The sequence below is a fragment of the Komagataeibacter sp. SM21 genome (genome assembly GCF_041402665.1).
Classification (GTDB): Bacteria; Pseudomonadota; Alphaproteobacteria; order Acetobacterales; family Acetobacteraceae; genus Komagataeibacter; species Komagataeibacter saccharivorans.
Genome location: NZ_JBGLOV010000011.1, coordinates 83,143 through 97,842, shown reverse-complemented (window position 1 = coordinate 97,842; position 14,700 = coordinate 83,143). Strand labels below are relative to the sequence as shown.

Below are 14,700 nucleotides of genomic sequence, written 5' to 3'. Positions count from 1 at the left end.
CAGGGTGCATTTACTTCCGCTTTCAATGGATTACGATGGCGGCATGAATGAATTCCGCTTCCTTCATGCCGCCGACCTGCATCTGGACAGCCCGCTGCTGGGGCTTACGGAAAAATCAGGCGATTACGCGCGCCTTGTGGCCGATGCCTCGCGCCGCGCCTTTGACGACATGATCAGCCTTGCCATTGAAACCGACTGCAGCTTCGTGGTGCTGGCGGGCGACGTGTTCGATGGCGACCTGCGCGATACGCAGTGCGGCCTGTTTTTCGTCAACGGAATGGCCCGGCTGAAGGCGGCGGGCATCCGCGTTTTCATGATCCTTGGCAATCACGATGCGGAAAACCGTTTCGCCCGGCACCTGCATGTAACCGATAATGTGTACCTGTTTTCCTCCACCCGCGCGGAAACGCGAACCATGAATGATCTGGGCGTTGCCGTGCATGGACGCAGCTTTGGCAGCCGCAAGGTCGAGGACAACATAGCCCGTCACTACCCGCCCCCGGTTCCCGGCCTGTTCAATATCGGCATCCTGCACACCGCCTGCGAAGGGCGTGAAGGCCATGAAACCTACGCGCCCTGCACGGTGGAGCAGTTGGTCAACCACGGCTACGATTACTGGGCGCTGGGCCACGTCCATAACCGTGAAATCCTGCATGAAAACCCGTATGTAGTCTATGCAGGCAACCTGCAGGGACGCCACGCACGCGAGGCGGGGCCAAAGGGTGCATCACTCGTTACCGTCCGTGATGGAGAAGTGGCGGGCGTTGCCCATCAGGTACTGGACGCCGTGCGCTGGGCCAGCGCCACGGTGGACCTGTCCACCGCCGCCACGCATGCGGACATGACCGCCCTGATCCGTGATGTCGTCAGCGCCCTTGTAGAACAGGCGCAGGGGCGGCCACTGGCGCTGCGTCTGGAACTGACCGGCACGACGCCGCTGCACCCCGGCCTGATCCGCGCGCCGCATGACCTGCAACTGGAAGTCGAGACGGTCCTTGCCAGCCTGTCGGATGAAATATGGCTCGAACGGCTGAAGGTGCATACACACCTGCCTGAACGGCCCGCCGTGCTTGATCCGTCCACCGGCGGCCGGATTGCGGCTGACATACGGGCGGCGGCAACACCCGATGCGCTGCGTGCGGAACTGGAACAGCTTCTGACCGGGGTGCTTGACCGCATGCCTGCCCACAGCCGGACGGAGGAAATGCGCGACAGCATCCTGAAGGACATTCCCGCCCGTGCGCTGGACCTTGCACTGGCCGTGGTTGAAAACCCGGAAGGCGGCGACGATGCGCATTAAGCGGTTCACGATTTTCAAATACGGGGCCATTGGCGAACTGGACCTGAATTTTGGCGACGGCTGCGGCCTGCATGTCATCCACGGCCCCAACGAGGCAGGAAAGAGCACATGCCTGTCCGCCATATCGGACTTCCTGTTCGGGATCGGGCATGGCTCCCCCTATGGCGCGGTTTTCGGCAATGACCAAATCAGGCTGGATGCCCGGCTTATGCTGTCGGACGGGCAGGAACTGGACCTGCGCCGCCGCAAGGGCCGCACGCGCACCCTGTCCACCTTCGACGGAGAGACCGTAGGCGACGACCGGCTGGCAGCCGTACTGGGGGGCATGACGCGCGAACGCTTCGCCGCGCTGTTCGGCCTGAATGATGAGACACTCCGCACGGGCGGGATGGACCTGCTCAGGGCCAATGGCGATATTGGCCGCCTGATTGTGGAAGCGGGCGGGGGCCTGCGCGCCCTTATGGTGCGTCTGGATGAAATAGACGCACGCCGGACACGGCTTTTCGCCGCCCGGCGGTCAGCCGACCGGGAATTCTATCAAGCCCTTGATGCCTTTGGCGCTGCGCAGAAAACCCTTCGCGATGCCTCGCTGGGACATGATGCGTATGAACGGCATTGCCGCAGCCTTGAAGAAGCCCGTCAGAAAAAAGCGGACATAAGCACCAGACAGACCGAACTGCGCCGCCAGCACACCCATTACGAACGGCTGGTTAAGGCAGTGCCGCAACTGCACGATATTACCCTCCTGGAGACAGAACTGGCGGGGCAGGCTGATCTGGCCACCCTGCCGGCGGGCATGGGGGCCAGCATCGCAGCCGCGCTGGAAACATACAACGCCACCCGCACCCGCCACGCCAGGGCAGTGGAACACGCGACGGAACTCGGACACAAAACCGCCGTGCCACAGGTGGACGCCATACTCGCTGCCCTGCACGGCCCCGTAATGCGCGCCATTTCACTTGGGCAGGCCGTCAGCACCCACCGCGGGCCTGAAGCCGAACATGACAGCAGGCGACGCAGTATTGACGAAAGCCTTTCCAGCCTGCGCCAGCGTCTGAACGCCGGCCCGGACGTCGACCTGCGGCAATGCATGCCACCGCGTGCGGTGCTGGACACCATCCGCCAGCTAGCCGATGCACAGGCACAATGGCAGGGCCAGCACGACAGCGTGCAGCAGAAAATCGGTCAGACGGAACTGGAAATCGCCCGCAGGCAGGAACGCCTGTCCACCCTGCACGCGGCTGCGCGCGATCTGCCCCTGCCGGAAGATGCGGCCCCCTTCACCGCCCTGCCTGCGGAAATGAAGCGGCTGGACCTTCGCGCTCAGGCGCTTGAAAAACAGCAGGCCGATCTTGATGCGCGGCTGGGCGCCATGGGGTTCAGCAGTATCGACCTGCTGCGTCACCTGCCCTGCCCCGACGCGGATGGCGTACGCATGGCCGCTGAACACCAGCACATGTTGCGCACCGAACGCGACAGGCTGGCCAGCAAACTGGCGGGCGAGCGCGAAAACCTGACCACGCTTCAGCCGCAGCTCACACAGCTTGAACAGACTGGCAGTCCCGCAACACCCGAAATGCTTGCTACCGCCCGGACCCAGCGCGACGCCATGTGGCATATGGTGCGCGATGCCTATCTGGACCCACAACACGTGGCCGCCGATGCTGTCCGGCAGGTCAACGCCACCGCGCTGGATCACGCCATAAGCAGGGTTGATGCCCTGTCCGCCCAGTTGTTGGCCGAAGCCAGCCGCATTGCGGAAATCGAGAACCTGCGCCGCCGCATTGCGGACTGCACCGACCGGGTGGCCCTTTATGATCGCAGCCATAAAGATGCCGATGAACGGATCGCCACGCACTGGCAGGATTTCATCGCGCCCTTCCCGGCCCTGCACACCCATGCCGTCACGCCGGAAGCACTGGCTACATTCATACGCCAGCGCACTGAAATCCTGACCGGGGCCGAACAGATCACCCGCGAACGGGAGATACTGGCGCATGAACGCATAAAGCCCGATACCCAGCAGGATCATCTGGAACGGCTGGCGAAACGCTTCGGCATTGATCCCGGCACCAGCCTTGCAGCCTGCGTCGAATCTGTCACCGCCGCCATGCGCCTGCATGTGGCCGAACATGATGAATACAACAGGCTGAAACGCGAATGCGATGAACTGCGGCCCGTTCTGGCGCAGCAGGCCCAACAGGCGGAAAGCCTGCGTATGGAGCGGCAGGCGTGGCAGGGAAAATGGGCGACGGCCATGCAGGTGATCGGCCTGCCCGCCGATGCCGCGCCCGTCACGGCACGTGATCTTGCCGGGGAATGGGCGGCGGCTCCAGCCTATATAGAACAACTGGCCGAACTGGACGACGCGCGTGCGCACGCACGGCAGGCACTGACCGAACTGACGCAGGTGATGGACGATCTGCGCCCGCGTATTCCGCTTGCCCTGCCATCCGATAGCGTGGATGCGGCTCTGGCCCTGAGCGACCACTGGAAGGCCGCAGAAAAAGCCCGTGTCCAGCGCGAGGCCCTGCACGCGGAAATGAAACGGGCCGCGCAGGCTGTTACCGAGAGCGAGACGACCCTGTCCGCAGCCATGGCGGATATTCAGGCCCTTCAGGCCCGCACGCATAGCGAAGCTCCCGAGGGCCTTCAGCTTCTGGCGGAGCGTCTGACCCGCCGCGATCAGGTACACCAGAAGCTTGAGCACGCCCTGCATACCCTATCCCGCATGACCGATGGCCAGTCCCCCGCCGATCTGAAACAGGCGATTGACGGACGGACCTTGTCCGAACTGCTGGCGGAAACCGCCCGGATCGAGGACCAACTGAAGGAACAGGAGCAGTTACGTGACGATGCCGTCCGCGCCGAACAGCATGAAATAACGGCTCTGGGTGCGTTTGAGCATAATACCGAAGCCCCGCAGGCCGCCGCCCGGCGCGAAGCCGCAATCAGCCGCCTGCACCGGATTGTGGAAGAATATGCCGAACTGACCCTTGCCCGCACCCTGATCGCCAATGCGATCGACCGTGTCCGGGCACAGGAGCAGGACCCGCTGGTCACACGCGCGGGCCAGTTCATGTCCCTTGCAACACGGGGCGCGTTCGAGGGCATCCGCACCGAACTGGATACGACAAACGAACCGGTGGTGCAGGGCCTGCGCCATGACGGCAGCATCGTACCGGTAAAGAAGATGAGCGCGGGCACGCGCGACCAGCTTTTCCTTGCGTTCCGGCTGGCCAGTGTGGAGACCTACTGCCGGTCTGCCGAGCCTCTGCCCTTCATCGCCGATGACCTGCTGGTGCAGTTTGACGATGCCCGCAGCCGCAGCACGCTAAGCGCACTGGTGGATTTCGCCCGCACCACGCAGGTCCTGCTGTTCACCCACCATGACAGCATCCGTGACATGACCCGTCGCCTGCATGAACAGGGCGCGCCGGTCAATCTTGTGGAACTGCCCCCGGTATATGCGACCCGCCCCGTGGTGGAAAACGGCGCCGTCTGATCCCCTGCCGCACCGAATTGCCGTCCATCCGTCAACCCGGTGCAGCCTTCATTCACGATATTATAAAAACTTCAATTTGTTATAATGTGGCGCACCTGCCCCTTTACAGACTGCCCTGCTTCCTGTCCTATGTTCGGCATGAAACCGAAACAAAAAGCACCGCACAGGCCCGTCTGCCCGCGCGTGACCAGCCCGAAACCGGCATGATCCTGTCTGGCTTCCGGCATACGACGCCGGTTTTCATCCCTGAAATGCGTCCTGCATCCTCATCTGCCCGATCCAGCCTGCGGGCTGATACGGACAGTCGGCGTCCCCACCCGATGATGTCGGAACCGGGGCCAGCGCCTTTCACTTCGCGTCCCTGTCTTTTGTGGAATGAGCATCCGGCATGAGCGATACGACAGCCCCCCAGCATCCCGCCCGACCGGTGTCACGGCTGCGGAACCGCCACATCATCATGATCGCGCTGGGTGGCGGGATCGGGGCGGGACTGTTTGTCGGCAGCAGCGCGGCCATTGCCGCCGCAGGGCCTGCGGTCCTGCTGGCCTTCGTCGCCGTGGGCATGCTGGTCATGCTGATCATGCGCATGCTGGGCGAAATGGTCACGGCCAATCCGGGCAAGGGATCGTTTATCGAATATATCCGTCTGGCGCATGGGAATGGCGCGGCCTTTACCGCAGGCTGGCTTTACTGGTTCTTCTGGCTGGTGGCACTGGGCAGCGAAGCCATTGCCGGGGCCATCCTGCTGCATGACTGGATCAACCTGCCGGTGTGGGTGCTGGCCACGGCGCTGATCGTGGCGCTGAAACTCATCAACCTTGCGGCCGTGCATATATTCGGGGAATGCGAGTTCTGGCTGTCACTGGTCAAGGTGATCAGTATCGTGCTGTTTGTGGCGGCAGGCGGCCTGTATGTCGCGCATCTGTTCGGCCCCGGCGTGCCGGTCACGCGCAACGTGCTGGGGCATGGTGGCCTATTCCCGCACGGTATGGTGGCGATGGTTTCCATCATCCCCTCTGTCCTGTTCACCATGATCGGATCTGAAATCGCGACGGTTGCCGCGGGTGAATCAGCCGATCCGGCACGGAACGCCGCGCGCGTGACCCGGACCATCGGCCTGCGGCTTACGCTGTTCAACAGCCTGTCCATCGCCATGATCCTGATGATCGTGCCCTGGAGCGATGTGGTGCCGGGTCATTCGCCCTTCATCGCGGCCCTTGAGATCATGGGGATTCCGGGGGCTGCCCTGTTCATGCAGATCGTGGTGCTGACGGCGGTTGTATCGTGCATGAACTCCAGCCTGTACATCACATCGCGCGTGCTGGCTGAACTGGCGCGGCATAACGATGCCCCGGCCCTGCTACAGCGCTATGGCCGCCAGCACACACCCGTCAACGCCATCATCGCCAATTCCATCGCAGGCGGGATCGTGGCGTTTTCATCCATCCTCGCACCCGGCACGGTGTTTGCGTTCCTGCTTAGCTGTAGCGGCGGGGTGATCCTGCTGGTCTATTCGCTGATCGTGACAGCCTATCTGGTCACGCGCAGGCAGGCCCGCACCGCCGGGCAGCGGGCTGCTTTCCAACTGCCGTTCTTCCCGGCCATCAATATCGCAACGCTTGGTGCGGTCATTCTCATTTTCGCGGCGATGGCCTTCGACCCACACCAGCGCATGATCGCCATCGCCAGTCTGGGCACATCGATATTCTTTGTCCTGATCCACCTCATACGCTGCCGGGTACGGAAAGCAGCGTAATTCAGGACGCGGGATCGGCGGGGCGCGTTTGGGGCAGGAGTTCGTACAGAACTTCCCTGGGCCTGCACGGACGCGCGGCCTGTTCGGTCATCACCACCGGACGATTGAGCAGAACCGGATGGGCGGCGATGGCGTCAAGTATCTGCCCATCCGTCAGGGCAGGATTATCCAGCCCCAGTTCCGCATAGGGCGTGCCCCGCTGCCGCAGCAGTTCACGCACTGGCACGACCAGCCGGCTGGCCAGCACGTCCAGTTCAGCACGGGCTGGCGGATTTTTAAGGTAATTGACCACGACCGGCTCGATCCCCGCCGCACGCAGCATGGCCAGCACATTGCGCGAGGTTCCGCAGGCAGGGTTGTGATAGAGGGTTACAGTCATGACAATGGCGTCCCGTAAGGTCTGGCTGGAAAACTGGCGCGATATAAGCATGTTCCGCCGGGACGTGCAGTACCATCCATCCGCCTGATGTCAGCCATGGTGCAATCGGGCGCAAACTCCGTTATGACTGACCCTGCCTTATGCCCGGACGCCGGGCTTTCCTGCCCGCGTACAGGGTGCGGCATCGTGCCGTGCCATTGCACGTGGCAATTTTCAGCCCATGGTTGCAGTGTAATGGATATGACTTCCCCCGTTGTCCCGACCGAGCATGAGGGCGCGCTGCCCATCCGTGTCGCGGCCCTTTATCACTTCACGTCGTTTGCGGACTGCACGACGCTGCGTGCGCAGTTGCTTGAAGCATGCCGGAAGCTGGGCATACGGGGTATCCTGCTGCTGGCGCATGAAGGGATAAACGGCACGATTGCCGGAACCGACAGCGCGATTGCGGATATTCTGGCGGTCATACGCGCCCTGCCCGGTTGCGCGGATCTTGAAGTCAAGTTTTCCCGTGCGTCTGCCCTGCCCTTCCACCGCATGAAGGTCCGCATCAAGCGTGAGATCGTGACCATGGGTGTCGAGGGACTGGACCCAAGGCGTGATGTCGGCCACTACGTTGCGCCAGAGGACTGGAACGCGCTGATTTCCGATCCCGACACCATCGTGATCGACACGCGCAACGATTATGAAGTGGCGATCGGAACCTTTCGCGGCGCGATTGATCCGGGCACCCGCAGCTTCCGTGAATTCCCGCAATGGTTCCGCGAACGCCAGCAGGAACTGAAAAATGAAGGCCGGGCACCCAGGATCGCCATGTTCTGCACCGGCGGCATCCGGTGCGAAAAAGCCACCGCCTTCGTCCGTGCGGAGGGGATAGAGGATGTATTCCACCTGCAGGGGGGCATCCTGAAATATCTGGAAACCGTGCCGGAGCCCGAAAGCCTGTGGGACGGAGAATGCTTTGTGTTCGACCAGCGCGTAAGCGTGGGCCACGGGCTGAAACCCGGTTCGTTCGACATATGCCATGCCTGCCGCACGCCGTTGAGCGAGGCCGACCGCAAAGCCCCCGAATATGAAGCTGGCATCAGTTGCCCGCACTGCCATGCGGAACGGACCGAAGCCCAGCGCAGGCGTTACGCGGAACGTGAGCGCCAGATGCAGCTTGCCAGCCGCAAGGGCATGCAGCATCTGGGTGCAGATCCTGTTAGCTGAACAGCGTTCGCCAAGGCTTAAGTTACGAAAATCATATCTTACGATATTTTAATGGGCAATCCGCTTGAACCCTATCGTAAGATATTCTATATCGTAAAACATGATTAAAGAGCATAACACACACCATTCCTCCCATTCTCATGAATCCGGCAAGGGACGTGGCGGACGACGCCATGGCTTTGGCCACCGGATGGGGCGCGGCTTCGGTCGCGGTTTGGGCCGGGGCGACTTCCCCGCCGGACGCAAGCTCAGTTCCGATGAACTGCAGCTTGTCCTGCTCAGCCTGCTGGGCGAGCGCCCGGCGCATGGCTATGAACTGATCCGCCAACTGGAAGAACATTCCGGCGGCTTCTACACACCCAGCCCGGGCATGATCTATCCCGCGCTGACCTATCTGGATGAAATCGGCCACACGGCATCCAGCAAGGACGGCAACCGTAAGCTGTATACCCTGACCGATACAGGCCGTGCCTATCTGGACACCCGGCGCGAACAGGCGGCGACCATTCTGGAAACACTGGCCCGTATTGGCGGACGCATGGCGGAGGTGCGCGAAGCCTTCGCCGGTCCCGACGGCACGGACGGACCCGATAACGAAGCGCTGCATCAGGCGCGGCATGGAATCAGGAATGCCCTGCGCAGCAAACGCGGCTGCGGGACGGAAGAAGCCCGCCGCATCGCCACCATTCTGGAACGCGCCACGGCAGAAATCCTCGGTCAGTCCTGACGGATGGCGGGGTGCGGGCAGGTCCCGCACCCATCGACTTTCCCTGCTGCCTATCGGCACGACAGATCATGCAAACGACCATTCCGGCCCCGCACATTTTATAATGTCGGGGCTGAAGCTGTATTCAGACACCTGTCAGGGCGATGCTGCCCTGCCCTTGGGGGCCTGTCAGGCGGATACCGGCAGCACATCCATGATGGCGGCAGTCATGTCATCAAGCCCCACGCAGGCTACGGCCCCCGTAGCGGTGATCTCGCCAGTTACGTCCACCGGCAGGCCGGAATTGGAATCGGAGGGAATTTCGTTCAGTCGTCCGCCCATCAGCAATCCGGCCTTCAGGCCGCATGCGTCCATTGCTGCCTGCACTTCGCGGCAATAGCGCAGGGCGACGCCATTATAGGTGCTGACGGCGATAATATCCGCCCTGCCCGCCACCGCGCGCGCCACCAGATTTTCGGGATCAACAGATACCCCGCCATCGACAATCCGCACGCCCAGTCCCGATAGCGCACGCTCGACCAGATACTTGCCATGCTCATGCACATCAGACGTGCCAACGCATACACACGGAACCGTGTCGCCCGCCGCGCGGATGCGGGCAATAAGCGCCCCCTGGGTCGTCAGCCATTCTTCCGCCATCTCATCCAGTTCGCGTGCCCACTGGGCGACCACAACCGGCATCCGGCTGCCGGTATCCGGCGCGATCGCACCGGGGCCGTATAATGCTTCCAGCGTGCGCGGCCCCGTCCGGCGTATGGCCAGCATGAGCTGCGCGGGATCACGAATATCCACCCCTGCCGCCGCCATGCCCGCCAGCACATCCTGCGCGAAGCGTTTTCCTGCATCCACCAGCCGGGTGGCCATGGCCTCCACCCGCGGCCAGTCGAACAGATCCTGATAAAAACCTGCATGCTGCACAAGGCGCGTGGCAAAGCACTGGGCGTCGATAATTTCGTCCACATCAGGGATGCGGCTGTTTTCCGTTACCGGCACGGGATTGATGGCATGGCCCGTGGGCCAGCGCCACAATGCCACGATATCAGCCAGCAGGTAATTGGCAAGGCTGGCGTAATTGGCGGCATCCGCCGCGCGATACGCCACCGTATTGCCGAAAATCATCGTGCCGGGTGTATCGTTGACCTGCCGTAACGCCGCATGAAAGGCCATGCGCGACACCGGATCTGAAAAATGATGGCCATAACAGTGTGACAGGGGCGCGCCGGTCAGATCCTCGATAATATATTTTTCTATGATCGCCATGCCGAGGCTACAGCCCATATCCACAAACAGCCCGGCAAAGCCGTCATCCAGATTGGAATGCACCAGAATTTCGGCATCCTGCGCCGCGATCAGACCCAGCGCCGTCACCGTTGCTTCCGTGGTGGCGACATCATCATCCCAATGGGGCAGACGAAAGGTAAAATACTGGCCCAGATTACCGATTGAGGTCACGCCAGCCGCAATGGCCGCCCGCGTATTGTCCAGCGCACCGGGCAGGCCGAGCATGAAATCCCCGAAATGCGTAGCGGCGGAACAGGCATTGACGATGCGGGCGAAGTCACTGGTGTCATTCATCACGATACCCGTGCCCCGTCCGGCCCGGGCACGCATTTCCAGCGGATATCCCATCGACCAGTCAAGCGTAATGCCGAAACGATCCACCGTAACGCCCCGCGCGGCGCATGTGTCGCGTACGCTGCGCATGCCTTCGACCGTGAGGCCTACATCACGAAAGCCGATATGGGCGTGCTGCATGATGCGCCCTGTCGCGCCGGTTGCGCGTTTATAGGCCGCTTCCGATGCAAGGCCGCTGGCGCGCATGAACGCGCTTTCCCCAAGGCGGCAGGTCTGCGCCAGTGCGCGTCCCGCATCCAGAAGGAGATGTCCGGGGCGCATGCGCGCATCCATTAATTGACCGGGGGAAGGCAGGATCAGATGCATGACCATCCCTACGAACGGACAGGAGGCATCCAGCCTACCCTGCCCGCGCGCGGACGGTCAATGCAACATCGTAATATATTGCCACTGCCCGCCACCGCTCCGACAGTCCCGCCTGCATGCACGGCGCGTGGGATGAAAATACCCTATTTGGTGGTATAGCCGCCATTGACCAGAATGGTCTGGCCGGTCATCCACCATCCCTCCGACACGATGAAGCGCACATAAGGGACGATATCCTCGATCTCAGTCAGCCCCGTTTTGCTGAAGGCGGACAGGGCGGCGGCGGATTTGTGGTAGGCCACCGCATCGGGCGCTTCCTGACCGTAGAAGAAGGGCGTGTCCATCGGGCCGGGGCCGATGGCGTTGACCGATATGCCGCGTGCCCCGTATTCCTTCGATGCAGCGCGCGTGAAATGTTCAACCGCAGCCTTGGACCCGGCATAAGTGGAATAGAATGGCGTATAGGCACCCAGAAGCGATGTGACGATGCTCAGCAGCTTGCCGTTATCCTTCAGGTGTACGCCCGCTTCCTTGATGAAAAAATAGGCGACGCGGGTGTTGATAGCGAACATTGCGTCGAATTCAGCTTCGGACGTTTCGACAATCGGCTTTTTCAGCACCTTGCCCACGGTATTGATTGCAATGTCCGGCTGCCCGATTGCCGCAACCGTATCGGCAAACAGGCGGGCGACCGCGCCATCGCGCGTAAGATCGGCCTGCAGGGCCACGGCATGCACGCCTGCGGCCTTCAGGTCCGCGAGCGTCCTTTCGGCCTCGGGTCGCGTCGCCTCGCTGTTATAGTGAATGGCGATGGCCCCCGCCCCGTGCGCGGCCAGATCACGCGCGATCAGACCGCCCAGATTTTTCGCCCCGCCCGCAATAAGGACCGTCCTGCCCTTGATGCCATGATCCGTCATGTCCGTCTTCCCTCCGTTACGCTTTTCAGGTGGGCAGGTTATCAGTTAGATTAACGGTATAAAGCGTGCATTCCTGACAACACATGTCAGAAATTACGAACAAACCATAAGCCTGCCCCGGGGTTATCGTGGACCGTATCGACCTGTTCCGTATCTTTACCCGCGTGGTGGAAACATCCAGTTTCACCCATGCGGCCGAGACCCTGAAAATGCCCCGCTCCTCCGTCTCCACCGCCATACAGGAGCTGGAGACCCGGCTGGGCACACGCCTGCTGGCCCGCACCACCCGTTCCGTCGCCCCCACGCCGGACGGAAGCGCCTTTTACGACCACTGCGTGCGGCTGATAGCCGATGTGGAGGAAGCGGAGGGCCTGTTCCGCCGTGATGGCGCAGGCGTCCGGGGCCTGCTGCGCGTGGACATGCCGGGCCGGATCGGGCGCCTGCTGGTTGCCCCCAACCTGCCGTCCTTCCTGCAGCGTTATCCTGAAATCGATATCGAACTGGGCGTAACCGACCGGGCCATCAACCTGATCGGCGATGGGGTGGACTGCGTGCTGCGTATCGGACCGTTATCCGATTCCGGCCTGATTGCCCGCAGGATGGGCGAACTGGCGCTGGTCAACGTGGCCAGTCCCGCCTATCTCGCCCGGCATGGCATACCCCGGACACCGGCGGACCTGACGGACGGGCATGAAACCGTGCGCTATGCCTCCCCCACCACCGGACGGGTGGAAGCATGGGAATGGATGGAAAACGGCACGGCCCGCAGCCTGACCCTGCCGGGCCGCGTGACCGTAAACAATGCCGAAGCCCTGGTAGCCTGCGCCCTTGCCGGGCTGGGGCTTGTGCAGGTGCCGCCCTATGACATCCGCCACCATATCGCGGCGGGCGAACTGGTGACGGTCATGCCGGAATGGCAGGCCGAGCCAATGCCCATGGCGCTGCTTTACCCGCATCGCAAGCATCTTTCGCGCAGGCTCCAGCTTTTTGCGGACTGGCTTGAGACATTGCTGGCACGGGAAATGGCATAAGATCAGATCAGATCAGATCAGATCAGATCAGACCGCCTTCCGCCATCATCTGCTGCAGATCCAGTTCATGTTCAAGCTGATGCAGGACCGCATCATGGATCGCACCGGTACGGTGCAGGCGTAGCAGTTCCTTCCGTCCCGCCGTGATGATGGCCAGCACCACCCGGTGCTGCGTGTCCTGATGGCCCTGCAACGCCTCGGGTTCATGGCTGAAACGCTCGGCCAGTTCCGCGCGATAGCTGTACTGTTCCAGCAGATGTCCGTGGATCAGTTCCCCATCCGCGCCATAGGCCAGTTCACGTATCGCGCTTTCCTGCGATCGGGCGACCAGCGCGCGCGCCTGCGACACGGACAGGTAATGCCACAGCCCTTTGGGCTGCTGTGCCCGTTCTTCCCCCATCATGCGGATAACCCAGCCGATGGTCGTGCCCTGCCCCAGCACGGTTACAAGAATGACCACGAAGGTTGCGATCTCCATGATGTCGCGGTTGGGCATTTCTTCAGGCAGGGCGAGCGCAATGGCAAGACTGACCACGCCGCGCATGCCACACCACCCCATGATGACGACAAAGCTGGAAAACATGTGCCAGTCGGGTCGCATTTCACGCGGCAGCCAGACAACGCGCAGCCCTTCGGTCACAAACATCCACAGAAAGCGGGAGATCAGGACCGCAGCAACAATACCCGCCACCGGGCCGAACACGTCCTGCACGACCCAGCCGGTGCCCATATGCCGCAACGCGATCGCATGCAGCGATGTGCCGATCAGCACGAACACAAGCGATTCCAGCAGGAACACCAACACTTCCCACACGGCCGCCCAGCGCAGGCGCTCATCCGCACTGAACACGTCATGCTGTCGCCAGCCCAGCACCAGCCCCGCCACCACCGTAGTGATGACACCCGAAACCCCGATCCGCTCCCCCCCGATATAAGCCACCCACGGCAGCAGCAGGGTCATGGTGATGCTGAGGATACGGTCACGCACCCTGTGCAGCAGCCTGATCCATACCCATCCCAGCACGCAGCCCAGAACCAGCCCGCCCGCAGCCAGCAACCCGAATGTGACCCCGGCATTTACAAGGCTGAACGCCCCCGTCAGCGCCGCAATGGTGGCGAAACGGTACAGGACAAGGCTTGAGGCATCATCCAGCAGGCTTTCACCTTCCAGCAATGTGGTGATGCGTTCAGGCAGGGACACGCGCCGCAGCACGGCCTTGGCCGCCACCGCATCCGGCGGGGCCACGATCGCCCCCAGCGCGAAACAGCCTGCCCACGGCATGGACGGAATAAGCCAGCGCGTGGTCACCCCCACCACGAAGGTCGTGAACGCAACCCCGCCTATCGCCAGTTGCAGAATACCCGCCAGATTGGCCCGGAACGCATGCCATACCGAAAAATAGGCCCCGCCCAGCAGCAGCGGCGGCAGGAACACGATCAGCACCAGATCAGGATCAATCCCGATGACAGGCAGCCCCGGCATAAGGGCGATGGCAATCCCACCCAGAACGAGTGCCGTGGCGGGCGGCAGGCGCAGCTTGCGCGCCGCCAGATCCAGCCCAACGATCAGCACGATGAGGAGCAGGATAAACTCGAAACGCTCTACATTGGACATGCGCACCATACCCGCCACGTGGCCAGCACCCGGTACCGGCCCGGAATATCAACGTGCCAGAACGCGCCGGGTTGGCCCCGTAACAGGGACGGCATGACGGAGAATCTGACACCGCTCCCGCACCCCACAACCCGGTTCACCGTCCCATGCAGGCAGATGCAACCTTTCGCCCCCTGAAGGCTTTAAGGGCCAGTGTGTTTTCTTTGGCAAGACGGGAAAGCCATGACCCGGACATACGGTCGGCCCGACCGGGTAAAACCCGCCCCGCTGCCGCTGGGCAAGGGCGGATAGACGGAGCGGAACGTCAGGTCGGCATAGAC

The 14,700-nt window shown here is 62.2% G+C and carries 10 protein-coding genes; 6 read left to right on the top strand and 4 right to left on the bottom strand.

Annotated features, from left to right (window positions below):
- Window positions 1-43 precede the first annotated feature (43 nt).
- The 3 genes from ACBR42_RS11780 (at window position 44) to ACBR42_RS11770 (ending at window position 6,561) form a co-directional block, all read left to right on the top strand.
- Window positions 44-1,300: an exonuclease SbcCD subunit D gene (locus tag ACBR42_RS11780; RefSeq protein ID WP_371208143.1), complete on the top strand. Its 1,257-nt coding sequence runs from the start codon at window positions 44-46 to the stop codon at window positions 1,298-1,300.
- Complete coding sequence (locus tag ACBR42_RS11775) at window positions 1,290-4,805, top strand: AAA family ATPase (protein WP_371208142.1); 3,516 nt, start codon at window positions 1,290-1,292, stop codon at window positions 4,803-4,805. Before ACBR42_RS11780 ends, ACBR42_RS11775 begins: the two co-directional genes overlap by 11 nt.
- 388 nt (window positions 4,806-5,193) lie before the next feature.
- Window positions 5,194-6,561: an amino acid permease gene (locus tag ACBR42_RS11770; protein WP_102323972.1), complete on the top strand. Its 1,368-nt coding sequence runs from the start codon at window positions 5,194-5,196 to the stop codon at window positions 6,559-6,561.
- 1 nt (window position 6,562) lies between these two features.
- Here the strand turns inward: ACBR42_RS11770 and arsC are convergent, their stop codons facing one another.
- Window positions 6,563-6,940, bottom strand: a complete 378-nt coding sequence (arsC, locus tag ACBR42_RS11765; RefSeq protein ID WP_110547771.1) for an arsenate reductase (glutaredoxin) — start codon at window positions 6,938-6,940, stop codon at window positions 6,563-6,565.
- A 234-nt stretch (window positions 6,941-7,174) separates the two neighbouring features.
- Between arsC and ACBR42_RS11760 the strand changes: the two genes are divergently transcribed.
- Both ACBR42_RS11760 and ACBR42_RS11755 read left to right on the top strand, forming a co-directional pair.
- Window positions 7,175-8,149, top strand: coding sequence for a rhodanese-related sulfurtransferase (locus ACBR42_RS11760; protein ID WP_371208141.1), 975 nt, complete (start codon window positions 7,175-7,177; stop codon window positions 8,147-8,149).
- A 100-nt stretch (window positions 8,150-8,249) separates the two neighbouring features.
- A complete protein-coding gene (locus tag ACBR42_RS11755) occupies window positions 8,250-8,876 on the top strand; it encodes a PadR family transcriptional regulator (RefSeq protein WP_110547747.1) in 627 nt (208 codons plus the stop codon).
- Window positions 8,877-9,044: 168 nt separating this feature from the next.
- On the opposite strand, the gene ACBR42_RS11750 is transcribed toward ACBR42_RS11755, so the two are convergent.
- Together ACBR42_RS11750 and ACBR42_RS11745 are read right to left on the bottom strand one after the other, a co-directional pair.
- The gene (locus ACBR42_RS11750) at window positions 9,045-10,772 is read right to left on the bottom strand and encodes a cobalamin-dependent protein (RefSeq protein WP_371208140.1); all 1,728 of its coding nucleotides are present in this window, start codon (window positions 10,770-10,772) and stop codon (window positions 9,045-9,047) included.
- Window positions 10,773-10,960: 188 nt separating this feature from the next.
- The gene (locus tag ACBR42_RS11745; RefSeq protein ID WP_371208139.1) at window positions 10,961-11,734 is read right to left on the bottom strand and encodes an SDR family oxidoreductase; all 774 of its coding nucleotides are present in this window, start codon (window positions 11,732-11,734) and stop codon (window positions 10,961-10,963) included.
- A 128-nt stretch (window positions 11,735-11,862) separates the two neighbouring features.
- On the opposite strand from ACBR42_RS11745, the gene ACBR42_RS11740 reads away from it, so the two are divergent.
- Window positions 11,863-12,765 (top strand): LysR family transcriptional regulator, encoded by a 903-nt coding sequence (locus ACBR42_RS11740; RefSeq protein ID WP_165927264.1) that lies wholly within the window; start codon window positions 11,863-11,865, stop codon window positions 12,763-12,765.
- 22 nt (window positions 12,766-12,787) lie between these two features.
- Here the strand turns inward: ACBR42_RS11740 and ACBR42_RS11735 are convergent, their stop codons facing one another.
- On the bottom strand, window positions 12,788-14,380 hold the full coding sequence (locus tag ACBR42_RS11735) for a sodium:proton antiporter (protein WP_110547770.1): 1,593 nt from the start codon (window positions 14,378-14,380) through the stop codon (window positions 12,788-12,790).
- Window positions 14,381-14,700: the final 320 nt, after the last annotated feature.

Coding starts and splice junctions, on each gene's coding strand:
- ACBR42_RS11780 (WP_371208143.1), top strand. CDS start 44: ATGAATGAATTCCGCTTCCTTCATGCCGCCGACCTGCATCTGGACAGC.
- ACBR42_RS11775 (WP_371208142.1), top strand. CDS start 1,290: ATGCGCATTAAGCGGTTCACGATTTTCAAATACGGGGCCATTGGCGAA.
- ACBR42_RS11770 (WP_102323972.1), top strand. CDS start 5,194: ATGAGCGATACGACAGCCCCCCAGCATCCCGCCCGACCGGTGTCACGG.
- arsC (WP_110547771.1), bottom strand. CDS start 6,940: ATGACTGTAACCCTCTATCACAACCCTGCCTGCGGAACCTCGCGCAAT.
- ACBR42_RS11760 (WP_371208141.1), top strand. CDS start 7,175: ATGGATATGACTTCCCCCGTTGTCCCGACCGAGCATGAGGGCGCGCTG.
- ACBR42_RS11755 (WP_110547747.1), top strand. CDS start 8,250: ATGATTAAAGAGCATAACACACACCATTCCTCCCATTCTCATGAATCC.
- ACBR42_RS11750 (WP_371208140.1), bottom strand. CDS start 10,772: ATGCGCCCCGGACATCTCCTTCTGGATGCGGGACGCGCACTGGCGCAG.
- ACBR42_RS11745 (WP_371208139.1), bottom strand. CDS start 11,734: ATGACGGATCATGGCATCAAGGGCAGGACGGTCCTTATTGCGGGCGGG.
- ACBR42_RS11735 (WP_110547770.1), bottom strand. CDS start 14,380: ATGTCCAATGTAGAGCGTTTCGAGTTTATCCTGCTCCTCATCGTGCTG.